This window comes from Myxococcus sp. CA033, assembly GCF_013336625.1.
Classification (GTDB): domain Bacteria; phylum Myxococcota; class Myxococcia; order Myxococcales; family Myxococcaceae; genus Myxococcus; species Myxococcus llanfairpwllgwyngyllgogerychwyrndrobwllllantysiliogogogochensis.
In genome coordinates this window covers 584,105-599,459 of record NZ_JABUMU010000002.1, presented here as the reverse complement: position 1 = coordinate 599,459, position 15,355 = coordinate 584,105, and the positions used below count along the sequence as shown (strand labels likewise).

General features: G+C 70.5%; 10 protein-coding genes. 1 reads left to right on the top strand and 9 read right to left on the bottom strand.

Annotation, left to right across the window (positions count from 1 at the left end):
* Positions 1-27: 27 nt before the first annotated feature.
* Positions 28-1,416: an ATP-binding protein gene (locus HUA78_RS08275; RefSeq protein ID WP_141641992.1), complete on the bottom strand. Its 1,389-nt coding sequence runs from the start codon at positions 1,414-1,416 to the stop codon at positions 28-30.
* Positions 1,417-1,695: 279 nt separating this feature from the next.
* Between HUA78_RS08275 and HUA78_RS08270 the strand changes: the two genes are divergently transcribed.
* Positions 1,696-3,252, top strand: a complete 1,557-nt coding sequence (locus HUA78_RS08270) for a sensor histidine kinase (RefSeq protein WP_174460868.1) — start codon at positions 1,696-1,698, stop codon at positions 3,250-3,252.
* Positions 3,253-3,257: 5 nt separating this feature from the next.
* On the opposite strand, the gene HUA78_RS47675 is transcribed toward HUA78_RS08270, so the two are convergent.
* The 8 genes from HUA78_RS47675 to HUA78_RS08230 all read right to left on the bottom strand — a co-directional run bounded on the left by HUA78_RS47675 (position 3,258) and on the right by HUA78_RS08230 (position 15,190).
* Complete coding sequence (locus HUA78_RS47675) at positions 3,258-4,295, bottom strand: ATP-binding protein (RefSeq protein WP_174476026.1); 1,038 nt, start codon at positions 4,293-4,295, stop codon at positions 3,258-3,260.
* A gap of 1 nt (position 4,296) precedes the next feature.
* A complete protein-coding gene (locus HUA78_RS08260; protein ID WP_174476025.1) occupies positions 4,297-5,958 on the bottom strand; it encodes an FAD-dependent oxidoreductase in 1,662 nt (553 codons plus the stop codon).
* 116 nt (positions 5,959-6,074) lie between these two features.
* Complete coding sequence (locus tag HUA78_RS08255) at positions 6,075-8,120, bottom strand: hypothetical protein (RefSeq protein WP_174476024.1); 2,046 nt, start codon at positions 8,118-8,120, stop codon at positions 6,075-6,077.
* Positions 8,121-8,173: 53 nt separating this feature from the next.
* Entirely contained in the window at positions 8,174-10,063 is a 1,890-nt protein-coding gene (locus HUA78_RS08250; protein ID WP_174476023.1) for a hypothetical protein, read from the bottom strand.
* Positions 10,060-11,994 carry a hypothetical protein gene (locus HUA78_RS08245; RefSeq protein WP_174460873.1) on the bottom strand — a complete coding sequence of 645 codons (1,935 nt, stop codon included), beginning with the start codon at positions 11,992-11,994 and terminating at the stop codon, positions 10,060-10,062. The genes HUA78_RS08250 and HUA78_RS08245 overlap by 4 nt, the downstream gene beginning before the upstream one ends.
* 27 nt (positions 11,995-12,021) lie before the next feature.
* The gene (locus tag HUA78_RS08240) at positions 12,022-13,755 is read right to left on the bottom strand and encodes a caspase family protein (RefSeq protein WP_174476022.1); all 1,734 of its coding nucleotides are present in this window, start codon (positions 13,753-13,755) and stop codon (positions 12,022-12,024) included.
* On the bottom strand, positions 13,752-14,498 hold the full coding sequence (locus HUA78_RS08235) for a hypothetical protein (RefSeq protein ID WP_174476021.1): 747 nt from the start codon (positions 14,496-14,498) through the stop codon (positions 13,752-13,754). Before HUA78_RS08235 ends, HUA78_RS08240 begins: the two co-directional genes overlap by 4 nt.
* The gene (locus tag HUA78_RS08230) at positions 14,495-15,190 is read right to left on the bottom strand and encodes a sigma-70 family RNA polymerase sigma factor (RefSeq protein ID WP_174454143.1); all 696 of its coding nucleotides are present in this window, start codon (positions 15,188-15,190) and stop codon (positions 14,495-14,497) included. Before HUA78_RS08230 ends, HUA78_RS08235 begins: the two co-directional genes overlap by 4 nt.
* Between the last annotated feature and the right edge of the window lie 165 nt (positions 15,191-15,355).

Genomic DNA, 15,355 nt, shown 5'->3' with positions numbered 1-15,355 from the left:
TGCTCCGCAGGACACCCGCCCGGAGCGCTACACCGGCAGCCGCACCTGCACCCGCGTGTGGCCCGGCTCGGAGAGGACGCGCACGTCACCGCCGTGCCGCTCGATGATGCGCCGGCTGATGTCCAGCCCCAGCCCCGCCGCGTGCGGCTTCGTGCTGAAGAAGGGCTCGAAGATGCGCGGCATCAAGTCCCTGGGAATCCCAGGCCCGTCGTCGGCGACCTCCGCCACCACCTGACCGGCTTCCGTCCAGGTGCGCAGCTTCAGCGTCCCGCCGCGCTCACCCAGCGCCTCCAGCGCGTTCAGCACCAGCTGCGTCCACACCTCGTCCAGCGCGCCACCCTCCGCGCTCAGCTTCGGGGCTGTCCGCTCGTACTGCCGCTCCACGGTGACGTGGCCGCCGTCCAGCCGGTGGCGCAGCACGCCCAGCGCGGTCTCCAGGCCGTCATGCACGTCCACTTCCGTGGCCGGTGCCCGGTCCATGAAGCTGTACGCCTGCACCGCTTCCACGAGGGCGGAGACGCGGGCACTGCCGCGCTCCACTTCCGCCAGCAGCACGTCGCCGCTCACCGCCGCCACCAGCCAGGACAGCGTGTCGCGCAGCAGCGCTTCGCCCACGCGGTGCGCCACCGAGTCCAGCCACGCCACGTCCAGCCCGGACGCCACCAGCGCGGGCGCGACGTCCCACGCGTCCGTCATGCCGCGAATCTCCAGCCACGCGCCCACGTCCTCCTCGCGCCGCGTCCGCGCGAGCGGCTCCAGCGCGGGAGTCGCCCGGCCGCGGTCGGCGGCCTCGCGAGGCAGTGCGAGCAACGCGCCACGCTGCGCGGAGGACAGGCCATGCTGCCCCAGCGCCATGGCCCGAGCGGACACCAGTCGCAGCGTGTCGCGCAGTCGTGTCGCGCTCCGGTTCGCCGCCGTCGCCGGGTTGCCCAGCTCCGGTGCGAGCCCCGCCACCATCTGCCCGGGCGTCAGCAGCCCGGGCTGCTGCGTGGACACCACTTCCTGCGGCTGGGTGCGCTGGGCCGCCACCTCCATGAGCCCCCGTCCCAGCGAGGGCGCCTGTCGCAAGAGCTCCCAGAAGGCGGCGGGCTCCAACCTCAGCAAGCGCACGTCCGTCTGCGCATGGCCGGTGGTGGGATAGGGGGAGTTCAGGAAGAGGATGAGCTCCCCGAAGATGTCGCCCGCCTCCAGCGTGCCCGTGGGGGCGTCCTGGTCTCCCACCCGGCGGGACCACACCGTGCGTCCCTCGAGGATGACGGACAGGCCGTCGGCGGGGTCTCCCTGCGCGGCGACTCGAGTCCCTGCGGCGAAGTGAAGCTGGCGCCCATGACTGGCCACCCAGTGGAGCTGCTCGTCGCCCAGCCGGGAGAACAGTGAAACCCGGCGCAGCGCTGTGACGATGTCCTCGCTTCCCATGTCCCTTCGATGCTGCCTGGGTCCGAGGAAGGGTGTCCATCTCCGGATGGCCCCGTGGACCCGGAATCGACATGGACCGTGGGATGCAAGCCCTGTAGGCGCCCGGCGCCTTGGGGCTCAAGGGGGGCCTCACCCGACTGGGAGCAGGCGGCCTCCGCCTGGCTGTCCGCTCCCGCGCGACGCATGTCCGGCAGGGTGGGGGACGACGGAGCATGTGGGGAAGCGGGACTCGCGGACGGGGCGCAATGTTGGGGGAACCCTGACAGGAAGGAGCTCCGTATGGAGCCGCATGCCGCTCCCCCTCCGCGCACGGAGGCCCCGGGTCTGTCGCCGACGAGCACTCCGCCCACCTCGGCAGGAGCGGAGGAAGGCGACGCGGCGGCTGTCTTCCTGTCGGAGCTGCGGACCGTCTCGCTCTTCTCCGACGTGGACCCCGAGGAGGCCGAGTGGCTGCGCGGCGAGTCCACGCACGTGGAGCTTCAACCCCAGGAGTGGCTGGGCCACGAAGGGGAACCCGCTGCCTTCTACCTCATCCTGCAGGGGGAGCTGCGCATCACCAAGACGGTGGGAGGCGTGGAGACGCTCGTCTCCGTGTTCCGCGCCGGAGAGTTCTTCGGGGAGGTGCCGCTGCTGCTCGGCCAGCGCTTCCTCGCCAGCAGCCGTGCCCTCTCGTACTGCCGGTTGGTGCGGCTCAGTCACAAGGCCTTCTGGCAGATGCTCGCGGAGTGCCCCACGGCGAACCGGGAGATTCTCCGGAAGATGGCCGAGCGCATGAAGGCGCTCCAGTCCATCTCGCTCCAGCAGGAGAAGCTGGCGTCGCTCGGAACGCTGGCCGCGGGGCTGGCCCATGAGCTGAACAACCCCGTGTCGGCGGTGATGCGCGGCGTGCGCGAGTTGGGGGAGCGGCTGGGAGAGCTGCCCTCGCTGGCGCTGTCCCTGGACTGCCGCACGCTGTCCGAGCCCCAGGTGCGGGCGCTGGAGGCTCGCGCCTCGCTGGAGCCCGTCTCCCGCAGTCCCCTGGACCGGGGAGACGCGGAGGACGCGCTCGCGCGGTGGCTGGGCGCGCGCGGCGTGGAGGACGCGTGGGTGCTGGCGCCGGAGCTGGTGGAGTCGGGCCTGTCGCTCGAGCGACTGGAGCACGAACTGGAGTCGCTGCAGGGCGACGTGCTGAAGGGCACGCTGCGCTGGGTGGCCGCGACGCGGGGAATCTCGGTGCTGCTCGAAGAGGTGGGGCAGGCGGGGGGACGCATCGCCGCGCTGGTGAACGCGGCCCGGGCGTACACGTACCTGGATGAAGCGCCGCTGCAGCGCGTGGACGTCCACGAGGGACTGGAGAGCACGCTGGCCGTGCTGGGGCATCGGCTGCGAGGCGTGCGCGTGGAGCGGGACTATGACCGGAGCCTGCCGCCCATCACCGCGTACGGCACGGAGCTGAATCAGGTGTGGACCAGTCTCATCGAGAACGCGGCCGACGCCATCAAGGAGAACGGCGGGGGCACGCTGCTGCTGCGCACGCGCGGCGACGGGGACCACGTGGAGGTGGAGGTGGTGGACGACGGCCCCGGCATCCCCGAGGACGTGCTGCCACGGGTCTTCGACCCGTTCTTCACCACGAAGGGCGTGGGCGAGGGCACGGGCCTGGGGCTGAGCATCACCCACCGCGTGGTGTCCACGCTGCACCGAGGCGAGGTGGTCGTCACCTCCAGGCCGGGCGAGACGCGCTTCCGGGTCCGCCTGCCCCTCGAACTCGACAGCGCCTTCATCCCCGAGCCCGCGCGTCCGCGTGCGCCTTCTCCACAGCCGCGTCCGGAGCTCGAGGAGCTGCGCGGCGCGTAGCGGTGTCACCCCGGCGGAGGTGTCTTCAGCGGAAGCCGGACCTGGAAGGACGTGCGTCCGGGCTTCGACTCCACGCGCACGTCGCCGTGGTGACGGTCCACGACGACTCGGCGGGTGATGTCCAGGCCCAGGCCGGTGCCGTGGCCCATGGGCTTGGTGGTGAAGAAGGGCTCCCAGATGCGCGGCAGCAGCTCCGGCGGCACTCCGGACCCGTCATCCACCACCTCCACGAGCAGGAAGTCACCGTCCTTCGCGGTGCGCACGGTGAGGTGGCCCTTGCCGCCCATGGCGTCGATGGCGTTGTCGACGAGGTTGGTCCACACGTGGTTGAGCATGCCGGGCAGGGCCTGGACGCGCGGCAGGTCGCGGTCGTACTCGCGCTTCACCTCGACGCCGTGCTTCAGCTTGTAGTTGAGGAGCAGCAGCGTGTTCTCCAGGCCCTCGTGGACGTCCACGGGTTCGAGCTGCTCCTTGCCCGCATGGGTATAGGACTTCACCGCGCCGGCCAGCTCCGCCAGGCGCGTGGTGCTCTGCTTCACCTCCGCGAGCAGTGCCCGCGTGCGCACCATCGCCTCAAGCCACGCGAGCGCGTCCGGCAGCGCGTCGGCGGGAAGGGCCTGGGCCAGCGCCTCCAGCTTCTCCTGTCCGATGGCCGCGTCGAGCAGCGTGGGCGAGAGGTCCCACGCGTTCACCACGCCGCGCGCATCCATCCACGTCGCGAGCGCGTCCTCCGCGTCACCTCGGGTCAGCGGGTCCAGGTCCCGCGTGGCGCCGCGGCCCTGGCTCTGCCGGCACGTGCGCAAGAGCAGCACGCGTTGCTCCTCCGTCAGCTTCCAGCGCTCCAGCGCGAGGGACAGGTCCTCCTGCGCGTCCATGGCCACGGTGAGCTGCTCGGTGGCGCGGCGGCCCGCGGAGGCGGGGTTGTTCATCTCGTGCGCCAGCCCCGCCGCATGGCGGCCCAGCGCGGCCAGCTTCTCCTGGCGCAGCAGCGTGCCTTCCAGGCATCGCAGACGCTCCTGGGGCTCCTTCACGTCCGCGGACACGTCACACCTCACTCAGGTATTGGTGGATGAAGGAGATGGCGATGGAGCCCTCGCCCACGCCGGAGGCCACGCGCTTGATGGACGCATGGCGCACGTCGCCCGCGGCGAAGATGCCCGGCACGCTCGTCTCCAGGAGGAACGGTGGGCGGTCCGGCTTCCAGCCCTTGGGGCGCTGGCCTCCGGGCATCAGGTCCGGTCCGGTGAGGACGTAGCCGCGCGCGTCCCGGGCCACCAGTCCGTCCAGCCACTCCGTCCGGGGCACGGCGCCAATCATCACGAACAGCGTGCTGGCGGGCACGGTGCGCTCGGGTTGGTTCCGCGTGGCCAGGGTGAGGCGCTCCAGGTGGGCGCCACCCTCCACGCGCGTCACCTCGGTGTCGAGCAGCACGGTGACGTTGAGCAGGGAGCGCACCTGTTCGACGAGGTAGTGGGACATGCCCCGCTCCAGCGAGTCGCCGCGCACCACCAGCGTCACCTGCCGGGCGAACTGCGCGAAGTAGAGCGCGGCCTGTCCCGCCGAGTTGGCGCCGCCGATGATGTAGACGTCCTCTTCCTTGCAGGACACCGCCTCCGTGCGCGAAGAGCCGTAGTAGACGCCCGCGCCGGTGAGCGCCTCCATGCCGGGGGTCTCCAGCTTCTTCCATTGAACGCCCATTGCGAGCAGCAGCGCGTGACAGCTCAGCTCCGTCCCATCCGCCAGCGTGACGATGCGGTACGGGTCCTCCACGCGCAGGCCGCTCACCTCCTGGGGCGTGAGGATTTCCACGCCGAAGCGCGCCGCCTGCGCCACCGCGCGCCGGGTCAGGTCTCCGCCGCTCAGGCCCGCGGGGAAGCCCAGGTAGTTCTCGATGCGCGAGCTGGTGCCCGCCTGTCCGCCCGGTGCGCTGCGCTCCACCATGACGGTGCTCAGGCCCTCGGAGGCTCCGTACACGGCGGCGGCGAGCCCGGCGGGTCCTCCGCCGATGATGACCAAATCGTAGAAGGGCTTGGTGGCGCGGACCTTCAGGCCGATGCGTTCGGCCACCTCCAGCGTCGAAGGCCCCATCAGCCGCGTGCCGTCCGGGAAGAGGACCAGGGGCAGCTTCTCCACGGCCGCGCCGCCGGCCTGGGCCAGCAGCAGCCGGCCCTCGTCGCTGACCTCCACGTCGAGCCACTGGTAGGGCACCTGGTTGCTGCCCAGGAAGTCCCGCAGCGCATGGGAGCGAGGCGCCCAGCGGTTGCCCAGCACGCGGATGCCCTCGAACGTCGGAGGGTGGTGCGCCCACCACTCCTCGAGCAGGTCGGTCAGCACCGGATAGAGGCGCTCCTCGGGAGGCTCCCACGGCTTGAGCAGGTAGTGGTCCAGGTGCACTTCGTTGATGGCGTGGATGGCGGCCTGCGTGTCCGCGTACGCGGTGAGCAGCACGCGCCGGGCCTCGTCGTAGAGCGCCTTGGCCTGCTCCAGGAACTCCACGCCGGACATGCCTGGCATGCGCTGGTCCACCAGGAAGAGGGCCACCGGGTCTCCGCGCAGCCGCAGCTGACGCACCGTCTCAAGCGCCGCCTCACCCCGGTCCGCGCTCAGCACGCGGTACTCGCGGCCGTACTGCCGCCGCAGGTCGCGCTCCACCGCGCGCAGCACTTCCGTGTCGTCGTCCACCGCGAGGATGACGGGCTTGGCCATGCGGTTCGCTCCCCTTGGGAGAGAACGCACCGGACAGGTCAGGTCCTCCAGGCGGGCGGACGGGCCGTGCGCGGGCCGCCCGGAGCCCTGGCGTCAGCGAGCGCCCGCGAGGCGGGCTACGGCGGGCACGTGGCCGCCTCGTCATTGCTTTCGATGACACGCTCTTCGAGGGCGCCCGTGTGGACGGCCTCCGCGAGCAGGGTGGCCCAACACGAGGGGAGCCATGTGTTGCCGGTGACCATGAAGCCGACGCGGACCTGGGCCAGGGAGTCGAGCCGGAGCTCCGTGAGGCTGGGATTGTTCCGGACCGTCAGGCCGTCCACCTCGCGCAGCCCCTTGAGCCCGACGAGGGTCGGCAGGTTCGTGTTCCCATCCGCGTAGAGGTTGCTGACGATGGTCAGTCGCTCCAGGCCCGACAGGTCCATCAGGGACCGGTTGTTGGTGATGCCCAGCTCGCCGCGGATGCTCTGCAGGGAGCCCAGCTCCGTGACTTGATACAGCCTCGGATTTCCGATGACGCGGAAGTAGGGACCCACGTCCCGCAAGGCCCGCATGGGGCCGAGGACGGACAGGTTGTTGTTGTTCTCGATGGTGAAGCCCCCCACCCGGGAGAAGTTGGGCAGCTCCAGCCGCTTGAGCTGAGGGTTTCCCGACACCACGAACTCCCGGCCGACGGTCTGGAGGTTTTCCAGCAGGGCGGTGTCCTCCAGCGCCTCATTGCGGACGAGGGAGGCGTCACCCGGGATGTTCCGCAGCTTGCGCAGCCCGGCCAGCGAAAGGAGCGAGGGATTGTCGACGATGTGGAGGGACCCGACGAGGGCGACCTGCGGCAGTGGAACGTCTCTCAGCGCTGGGTTGCCCGCGATTCTCACGGTGCCCGTGATGCTCTCGACGAAACTGAAGGTCCCCGCGCCTTCGAGGATGGCGTTGTCCGTGATTTCAAGGCCCTGTCGAGGGGTGAGGGCGCCCGTCCCCGCCAGGGAGAACAACCGGGCGTTCTGCTCCACCCTCAGGCTCCGGCCCACCTGGACTTCGCGGCTCGGGGGGAAGGAGGCGGGGCCGAACATCAGCGAGTTCAGTTGCGGATTGCGGGCGATGACCACGTCATCCCGGACGAAGCGAAGCCCCGTGAGCGCCACGCGCACGAGCAGCGGGTTGTCGTGGATGTCCACGGAGCCTTCGACGAACTCCAGCCCGGGGAGCACCACCTCCGTGGCCACCTGCGAGGAGATGATGAGCCCTCCTCGGATGTGGGAGATGTTCTGGAGCGCGGCGACGTCCGTGGCGTCGAGCAGCTCGTAGGTGCCGTCATGGGTGGCGGCGGACCGGCATGCGTACTGCCGGCCCAGGACCTCCAGCTCCTCCAACACCAGACTCCCGTCCTCGTCTCCGCCGTAGGCCACGGCCACGCCGCCAGCGATGCAGTTCACGCCGGGCGCCTCCGCGTGCTGGCGTGTCAGGATGCTCCCCGGCGGTCTGCAGATGCGGGTGGAGGCGCGAAGCTCGTCGTCGTCGAGGGTGCCGTCCTGGTCCAGGTCGGGTCCCGACTCCACGGCGTAGACGTCCGAGGAGCCGCATTCACTGTCCTCGCGCGTCCCGAGCCCCACCACGCGCGTGAGCACCGTGTCCGGCTCCTGGCAGCCGTAGACCGCGCGGGTGATTTCGTCGTCGGACAGGATGCCGTCCTGGTTCGTGTCGTTGCCCGCGTGAGTCAGTTGGCCGCCCAGCGGACACGCCTCGCCCCGGGGCTCCCTCCGCGTGCGCACCAAGACCCCTGGGAAGGTCGTGGCGCAGACGTACTCCTCGGCCGTCACCTCGGTGTCGCCGAGCACGCCATCCAGGTCGGTGTCGATGCCCGACTCCACCCGGCGACCGCCGTGCTCGCAATGCGGGCCCGCCGGTTCCTCCCGCGTGCGCTGCACGACTCGCGGGGGCGCCTTGTCGCAGGAGTACTGGATGCTGTCCGCCTCGTCGTCGGACAAGAGCCCATCGTCATTCGCGTCCGGTCCCGCGAGCATCGCCTCCCCGCCATGCTCGCAGTGCTCGCCCGCGGGCTCTGGCTCCTTGCGCATCAGCGTCGCGTGGGGTTCGAGGAAGTCGCCGAGGCGAATCGCATCGCAGCCCCCCAGCAAGAAGAGCGGAACAACCCAGGTCCATCGCATCGGAGGTCCTCTTGGTCGCTTCTCGTCGCGCGCGCTGTCCCCGCCAGACGGACTCATGGGCAGGTGGCCTGGTCGTCGTTGTCCGCCACGAAGAGCACGCCGGGGGTGCCTGTATAGGCGCGCCCCACGAATTCGAGGACATGACAGGTGGGAAGCCGCGGGTTGCGCTGGGCGGACAGGTAGCTGGACACCTCCTGCACCGTGTCCAACCCCAGGCGGGTCAGGTTGGCGTTGTCCTCCACCATCAGCGATTCGATGGTGCGCAGCTTCGCGAACTCACCCAGGTTGCCGAGCGCGTCGCAGCGCCGCACCGAGAGCCCCCGCAGATGTTCCAGGTTCGCCAGCCCATGTAGCGCGGTCAGCTTGGGATTGTTGTCGAGGGAGAGCCAGGGCCCGTTCACGAGGGGAATCAGGCCACCCAGGGTCTTGAGCTCCGGGAGGGAGTCCACCGAGATGCCCGTCGCCACGCTCCGCAGCTCGGGCAGGTCCCCCCACACCGTCATCGCGTCGTTGCGGGCGAAGGTGATGCTCCCCGCATGCCGGAGCGAGAAGAGACCGTAGGAGTTGAGCATCCCCGCGTTCTCGCTCACCTCCAGCTCGCCGGAGACGACCTGGAGTGACGACAGTCCCATGAGGTTCGGCAGTTGGGGGGTGCCCTTCACCCGCAGGTTTCCACCCACGGACTCCAGCTTCGTCCCCCCGAGCGTGACCAGGTGGGTGTTGCCCTCGATGACGACGTCCCCGGCCACTCGCACCAGGTTGGGCAGGGGCAGCCTCGGAAGCGTGCCGTGAGCGCTGATGGTCAACGCTCCCTCGAGGAACTGGATGGAATGCAGCCCCGGGCTCTCGGGCGCGTGCGTGAGCGCCGCGTTGCCTTTCAGGAGCACGCCGCCGCGAGGAACCACGAACCGGAGGCCGTCCAGGCTCGTCAGCCGGGCGTTGGACTCGACGGCCAGATTCGTGGTCACCCACAGTTTCTCGCCGCTCGCGCCGCCGACCTCCAGCGTCTCCAGCATGTCGTTGCCGCGAATCTCCAGCCCCTGTCCGACGAAGCGCAAGCCGGGCAACTGCATGCGCGTCAGGGAGGGATTGCCTTCGATGACCACGGCGCCATCGACGACCTCCAGTGAGGGCACCCTCACCTGGGAGAGCGACGGACCGCCGCCCCGGAACTGGAGGGTGCCTCGGATGCGGCCGATGCCCTGGAGCACGGCGAGGTCCGTGTCGTTCCGCACCAGGAAGTCGCCCTCGAAGGTGTTCCGGTCCCGGCAGATGAAGCTGGAGGCGAGGACCTCCGAGGCGTCCAACACCCTGTCGGTGTTCTGGTCCATGCCCGCGAAGACGCGAGTCCCGCCCGCCGCGCACTTCTCACCCGCCGGCTCCCAGTCCAGCTCCACCAGGAGCTGGGGCTCCTTCGCGCAGAGGGAGAGGGTGGTCCGCACCTCGTCGTCGTCGAGGTTCTTGTCGCCGTTCTCGTCGGGCCCCGTGTCGACGAGGGTGAGCCTGGTGGGCTCGGGGCAGGAACTCGGGGGCGGCTCGGGGATGCGCACGCGGGAGAGGATGGGCGCGTCGGAGACCTTCCAGCAGGTGTACACCTCGCGGGCGACCTCCTCCGGGTCCAAGGTGTGGTTCCCGTTCGCATCGTGCCCGGCGCGGGTGACCTGGCCGTCTCCCAGGCACCGCGTCCCGAAGGGCACCGGCTCCACAATCACCAGCAGGTCGGGGACGATGGCGCACTGGACCTCGGTGCTCGTCACCTCGTCGTCGTCGAGCACGCTGTTCGCGTTGAGGTCCGTGCCCACGAACATCACCCGTCCTCCCAGGGGACAGCGCTCCCCCGGAGGCTCCACGATGGTGCGGGAGAGCGCGGGGAACAGCTCGCTCAACCGGAGGGCTTCACAGCCCATCACCAGGGGCAGCAACGCCAGCCATGACCATCTCATCGAGTGCTTCCTTGGGGGGCCCACGCGCCCTGCGCTGCTGTATCGCCGACAGGGAGCACCGGCGTCGCGCAGGTGGCCGTGTCGTCGTTGCCCCGGATGTCGCGCTCCGTCCCGATGAACACCCGGTCCGCCAAGGTGTTGGCCAGACAGGTGGGCAGCGCCGTGTTCCAGACGATGCCCAGTGTCTGGCGCACTTCCTGGAGGCCGCCCAACCCGAGTCGTTCGAGCGCGGGATTGGAGTCCACCTTGAGCTTCGTCAGCGACTTGAGGTGTGAGAGCCCATCCAGGTGCTTCAGCGCCGGGTTCCCCGTCACCTCGAGCTCCTCCATGCTCCGGAGGTTGCCCAGCCCCGACACGTCGTTCAGCACGTCGTTCTCCGAGAGCGCCAGTCGCGGCAGGGAGGACAGGGCCGGGAAGGTCCCCAGGTGCGTCAGTGCCTTGTTGCGCGTCAGGTCGAACCGGCCGTGGATGGCCGCCAGTCGAGGGAAGTCGCAGGCCGTCAGTGCGTCGTTGTCGGCGAGGGACAGCCAGCTCACGCTGTGCAGCTCGCCCAGCCCCGACGTGGAGACCAGGGCGTCATTGTCCGTCACGTACAAACCCTCCTGAATCGTCCGGAGCACGGGCAGGCCCGACAGGTCGGTCAGCGAGCCGTTCTGGCGGAGCGTCAGGGTGTTGCCCACCGTCTCCAGTTGCGTCAGCTCCAGCGCGGTCAGCGCCGGGTTCTCATTGATGGCGATGGAGCCCCCCACCTGCTTGAGGACCCGGAAGGGCAGTCGGGTCAGCTTCGCGTTGCCGATGACATCGAGCGAGCCGGGCAGCTCGGTGAGGTTCCACGAGGCTGGGAGGGTGAGCGAGTCGTTGTCGAACAAGGACAGGCTGCCCCGGGGCCTCACGTTCTTCAGCCCATCCAGGCTGGCGAGGCGCGGGTTCTGCTGCACGGACAAGTCCCGCTCCACCCACAGGATGCCCTGCTCCGTCGAGCCCCCGAGCGTCAGCGTCTCCAGCTCCGGGTTGGAGTAGACGGCGACGTCGCCGCCCACGAAGCGCAGCCCGTCCATCTCCAGACGCGTCAGGGCCGTGTTGCCGCCCACGTACAGCGGCCCCTCCACCGCGGAGAGCGATGGCAGGACGAGCTCGGCCAACGCGGTGTCCTGGATGTTCAGCGAGCCCTGGATGCGGGAGAGGGAGCGCAGCACCTCCAGGTCCACCGCGTCGCGCAGATAGTAGTCGCCTGTGAAGGTGTTTTCGGAGAGGCACACGTAGGTGCGCGTGGCCACCTCGGAGTCCTCGAGTGTGCCGTTGCCGTTCGTATCGGTGCCCACATTGAGGCGCGTGCCACCGGAGGCGCAGCGGGCTCCGGGCGGCTCGGGTTGCGGGCGCACGCGGACCATCGACGCGGGAGCGCAGACGATGGTTTGCGCGCGGCGCTCCGTGTCGCCCAGCGCTCCATCGCCATCCAGGTCCGGCCCTGCCTCCAGGAGGGACGTCCCCTCGTCGCAGGCGAGGGGATACGAGTTCAGGTCGCTCACGCGGTACACCACGGTCGACGCATCCCGACAGGTGACGACTTCCTGCGTGACTTCCGCGTCCTCCAGCTGCCCGTCGCCATTCACGTCCAGGCCCGCGCGAAAGCGCTGGCCGCCCAACGGGCAGGGTGTCCCCGGAGGGAGCGTCTGCGTCACCACCAGCACTCGCGGCGGTGCCAGGGCACAGTCGTAGGAGGTGCTGCTCACCTCGGCGTCGTCCAGGACGCCGTCGTCGTCCAGGTCCAGGCCCGTGAGCGTGCGCCGTCCGCCGTGCTCGCAGTTTTCGCCAGGGGCTTCGGGCTCGAAGCGGGACAGGGGATTGTGCTGACGGACGAGTTGCTCCAGGTCGATTCCGTCACAGCCCACGGTGAGCACGAGCAGCGTCATCCAGACAGGTCGCATCACGAAGGCTCTCCCCCGGGCCGCACGGTGTCAGCGTCTCAGCGCCAGCTCGACGCCGAACATCCGGTCCCACCTGTCATCGCCGTCCAGCGTGACGCGGTCTGCTGAGGCCGTCGCGGCCAGTCGCAGCTTCAGTCCCAGCAGCCGCCCCGCCACGCCCGCCGCCGCGTGTGTCGTCAGCAGCGTCGGGTCCCACATGCGCTTGTTCGGCGACGTCACCCCCAGCACACCCCAGCCGAGTCCCGCCTCGAGGAACAGCGGCGTGCGCTCCCCATCCCTCAGGCCGAAGAGGCCCTGCACCGTGGTGCGGTGCGTGCGGATGCCCTCGAACGCCACCGGCATCAGCGAGTAGGTGGCGCGCGCGCCGTAGTAGAGGTGCGGCCACGTGTCATCGCGCCAGGAGAGGCTCGGGCCGGTGGAGAACCTGCTCAGCCCCAGGGGCGCCTGATGCCCCACGAGGCCCACCTCCCACGCGGAGGAGGCGGAGGGGCTGGCCATCGCGAAGCGCCGGGACACGAAGTCGCCGCCGCCCGCGGCTGGAGGAAAGGCGCGGGAGAAGTCCACCGGCACCAGACCCGCGGCGACCACGTACTGGTCATAGAAGTCCTTGTCGAGCGGCACGGCGAACAGGCCCCGGCGCAGGGCCTCCTCGGCGGGACCGCGCTCCTGGAGCTCGCGGGGCTTCAGGTCCGGCAGCACCTCCTGGGACAGCTCCGCCAGGGTGACGCGGGCCTCACTGGTGGGCGTGCGCAACCAGTACACGTCGCGCTCCGGCAGCCGCAGCATCACGTACTGGTCCTCGGAGCGACGCACGTCCGCGAGCCGCCGTCCGTCCGAGTCCTCCACGGAAAGTCGCGAGTGACCGAAGCCGCTGGACAGCGTGAGGCTGGGGCCGCTGGGGGCCGGGCCGACGAGGGGACGGCGGGGCGCTCCGGTGGGCGCGAAGGCGTGGATGCTCAGCCGCGCCGGCAGGCCCTTCACGCCTTGCAGCGACGCGGAGACGAAGGCGCCCAGTTCGCTGTATTCCACCTGTCCGTCGCCATTGATGTCCGCGGCGCCCAGGAGCCCCGAGCGCGCCACGTGGCTGAAGACGCCCGCGCGGATGCGGGACCACTCGTGGGTCTCTCCATCGTCGCTCTCCGCGAAGACGGCGCCCACGGTGGGCCGGGTGGCCAGTTGCTCGCGAGCGAGCATGCCGCGCAGCTCCGCCAGCACCGCCGCGTCCGTCTGCCCACCCCGACTGCCCACGACGCCGGACGCGCGGCAGGCGTCGACGATGAGGTGCACGTAGTCGGCGCCCAGGGGGTCCACCACGTCCGCGTAGAGGCTCGCCTTGTCCAGCCGGCCTCCCGCCAGGGTGAAGTAGGCGCGGCCCGCCTCGTCCGTGTTGCCGTGGCCCACGTACACCACGAGCACGTCCGTCTCGCGGCCCAGCTCGTCGTCGGCGAGGCTGGCGGCGCGCAGCCGGGCCACCTCGCGCTTCACCTCGTCGGGCGTGGGAGGCCGCGCGCCCGCGAGCACTGGCCGCGCGCCCGCGAGCGTGGAGGCGTCCGGGTCCACCAGCAGCGTCGTCTCCACTCCCAGCCGCTGGAGGGTCTCCGCCCACAGCACGCCGTCATCGTCCGCGAAACGCAGCGCGGGCAGCGACGGGTCGTCGCTGCCGTTGTGGGCAATCACGAGCGCGCGGCGGACCAGGGCATCCGCCGAGGCGTCGCGTGCGGCGAAGAGCGCGGCGACCCCGAGGAGCACTCCCAGCTTGTTCATGGACCTTCCTCTACCCTCAGGGCCTGCTTGAGCACCACTGCCCCCCCCTGCTCCTCACCACGCAAGGCCGCCAGGGCCGCGGACGGGCTGTCGGCGAACGCAGCCGTCACCTCCGCCTCGCCCACCGTCTCCGGCAGCGGCACCGTCAACGCGAGGGGCGCCTCCTTGCCTGGCGCACCGGACAGGAGGAAGGGGCCGGCGGTGAGCTCCGCGCGCTGCGTGCCGCGCACCTGGACGGCGATATGCGTGTACGGCGCCTGCCCGCCCGCGGCGAAGGCCAGCATGGCGCCCGCCGGGCAGGCTTCACCCGAGTGCAGCTCCCGCAGCGGCTGACCCGGGGTGGCGCAGAAGATGCGCAGGGCCACGCCGGGCGGCGGCGTGCCCAGGCCTCGGGCGCGGAACTCGTCGGTCAGGGTGGGGGCCAGCACCATGGCGGCGACGACGGCGGTCAGCGCGCCCGCGAGCGCCATCATCGACGGCCACCGTGAAGGGGCGGCCAGGGGCTCCGCCGCGGCCAGCGCCGCCTCCAGTCCCCCCTCCGTCAACGCGAGCCGCTCCATGGAGGAGGGCGCGTCCAGCGAGTCCTCCAGCGCGCGGTGCGCCTGTGCCCAGCGCTCGTAGAGGGGGCCACAGCGGTGGCAGACGTGGGCATGGCGCAGCAGTCGCGAGGCCTGGGCTGGGGGAAGCTCTCCCTGGGCCCAGCGCGGCAGGCTGGCGTCGATGTGTCGCTCGTACCACCTCATGATGGGATGCTCCCTATCGCGCACAGGGCGAGGGTGGCCAAGAGGACGCCCAGCTCCAGGCCTCCAGGCTCGGCCGTCGTCTCCAGCCAGCCGGAGGACTTCAGGTGCTCGGTGAACTGCGTGCGCAGCTTGCGCTCGCGCACGCGGACCTCGCCTCGGGTGAGTCGGAGTCGCTCGGCGGTGGTCTCCTGGGACAGCCCCTCCACGAACCGCAGCTGCGCCAGCGCGCGACCTTCCTCGGACTGCGTCTCCAGGAAGCGGCGCACCAGCGTCCGGACCTCGGTGCCGAGCGCCTCTTCCTCCGGGCTGCGCCCCTCATTGGGCAACTGGTTGAGCTCCGGTGCTTCGTCCAGCGAGACGGCTTCCCGGGACACCCGTCCCGACGCGCGCATCAGGTCGATGGCCGTCGAGCGAGCGACTGTCAGCAGGAACCCCAGGTAGGGCCGCACCCCGTCATAGGCCTGCCGCATGTTGGGACGAAACGCGCGCACGAAGGTCTCCTGATGGGCCGCGTCCAGGTCCAGCGCGGACAGGGACACGGTGCGCGTGGCCCCACCATCCGGGCCCACGGAGAAGCGTCGCGAGAGGTAGCGCAGCACCTCCGGCGAATAGGCGCGGTACACCTGGGTGAGGACGGACGAATCCCCACGACGGAAGGACTCCAGGACGGAGCGGTCATTGCCTGGCAGCACGGTCTCTCCGACACCACGCGAGCCGGCTCGAGCCCAATGCCCGACCAGCCGTCACCCTTGAAAGGGATACGGAGCTTGCTCGCGAAATGGGTTGTCCACGTCAACGAAGGGATGCCGAATTCCTTGCGGCACGACCCAGAAATAGTTGTCGGGACGCGGTCTTAT

Excerpts from the sequence above, each read along its gene's own strand:
- HUA78_RS08275 (WP_141641992.1), bottom strand. The coding sequence starts at position 1,416 with ATGGGAAGCGAGGACATCGTCACAGCGCTGCGCCGGGTTTCACTGTTC.
- HUA78_RS08270 (WP_174460868.1), top strand. The coding sequence starts at position 1,696 with ATGGAGCCGCATGCCGCTCCCCCTCCGCGCACGGAGGCCCCGGGTCTG.
- HUA78_RS08260 (WP_174476025.1), bottom strand. The coding sequence starts at position 5,958 with ATGGCCAAGCCCGTCATCCTCGCGGTGGACGACGACACGGAAGTGCTG.
- HUA78_RS08255 (WP_174476024.1), bottom strand. The coding sequence starts at position 8,120 with ATGCGATGGACCTGGGTTGTTCCGCTCTTCTTGCTGGGGGGCTGCGAT.
- HUA78_RS08250 (WP_174476023.1), bottom strand. The coding sequence starts at position 10,063 with ATGAGATGGTCATGGCTGGCGTTGCTGCCCCTGGTGATGGGCTGTGAA.
- HUA78_RS08240 (WP_174476022.1), bottom strand. The coding sequence starts at position 13,755 with ATGAACAAGCTGGGAGTGCTCCTCGGGGTCGCCGCGCTCTTCGCCGCA.
- HUA78_RS08235 (WP_174476021.1), bottom strand. The coding sequence starts at position 14,498 with ATGAGGTGGTACGAGCGACACATCGACGCCAGCCTGCCGCGCTGGGCC.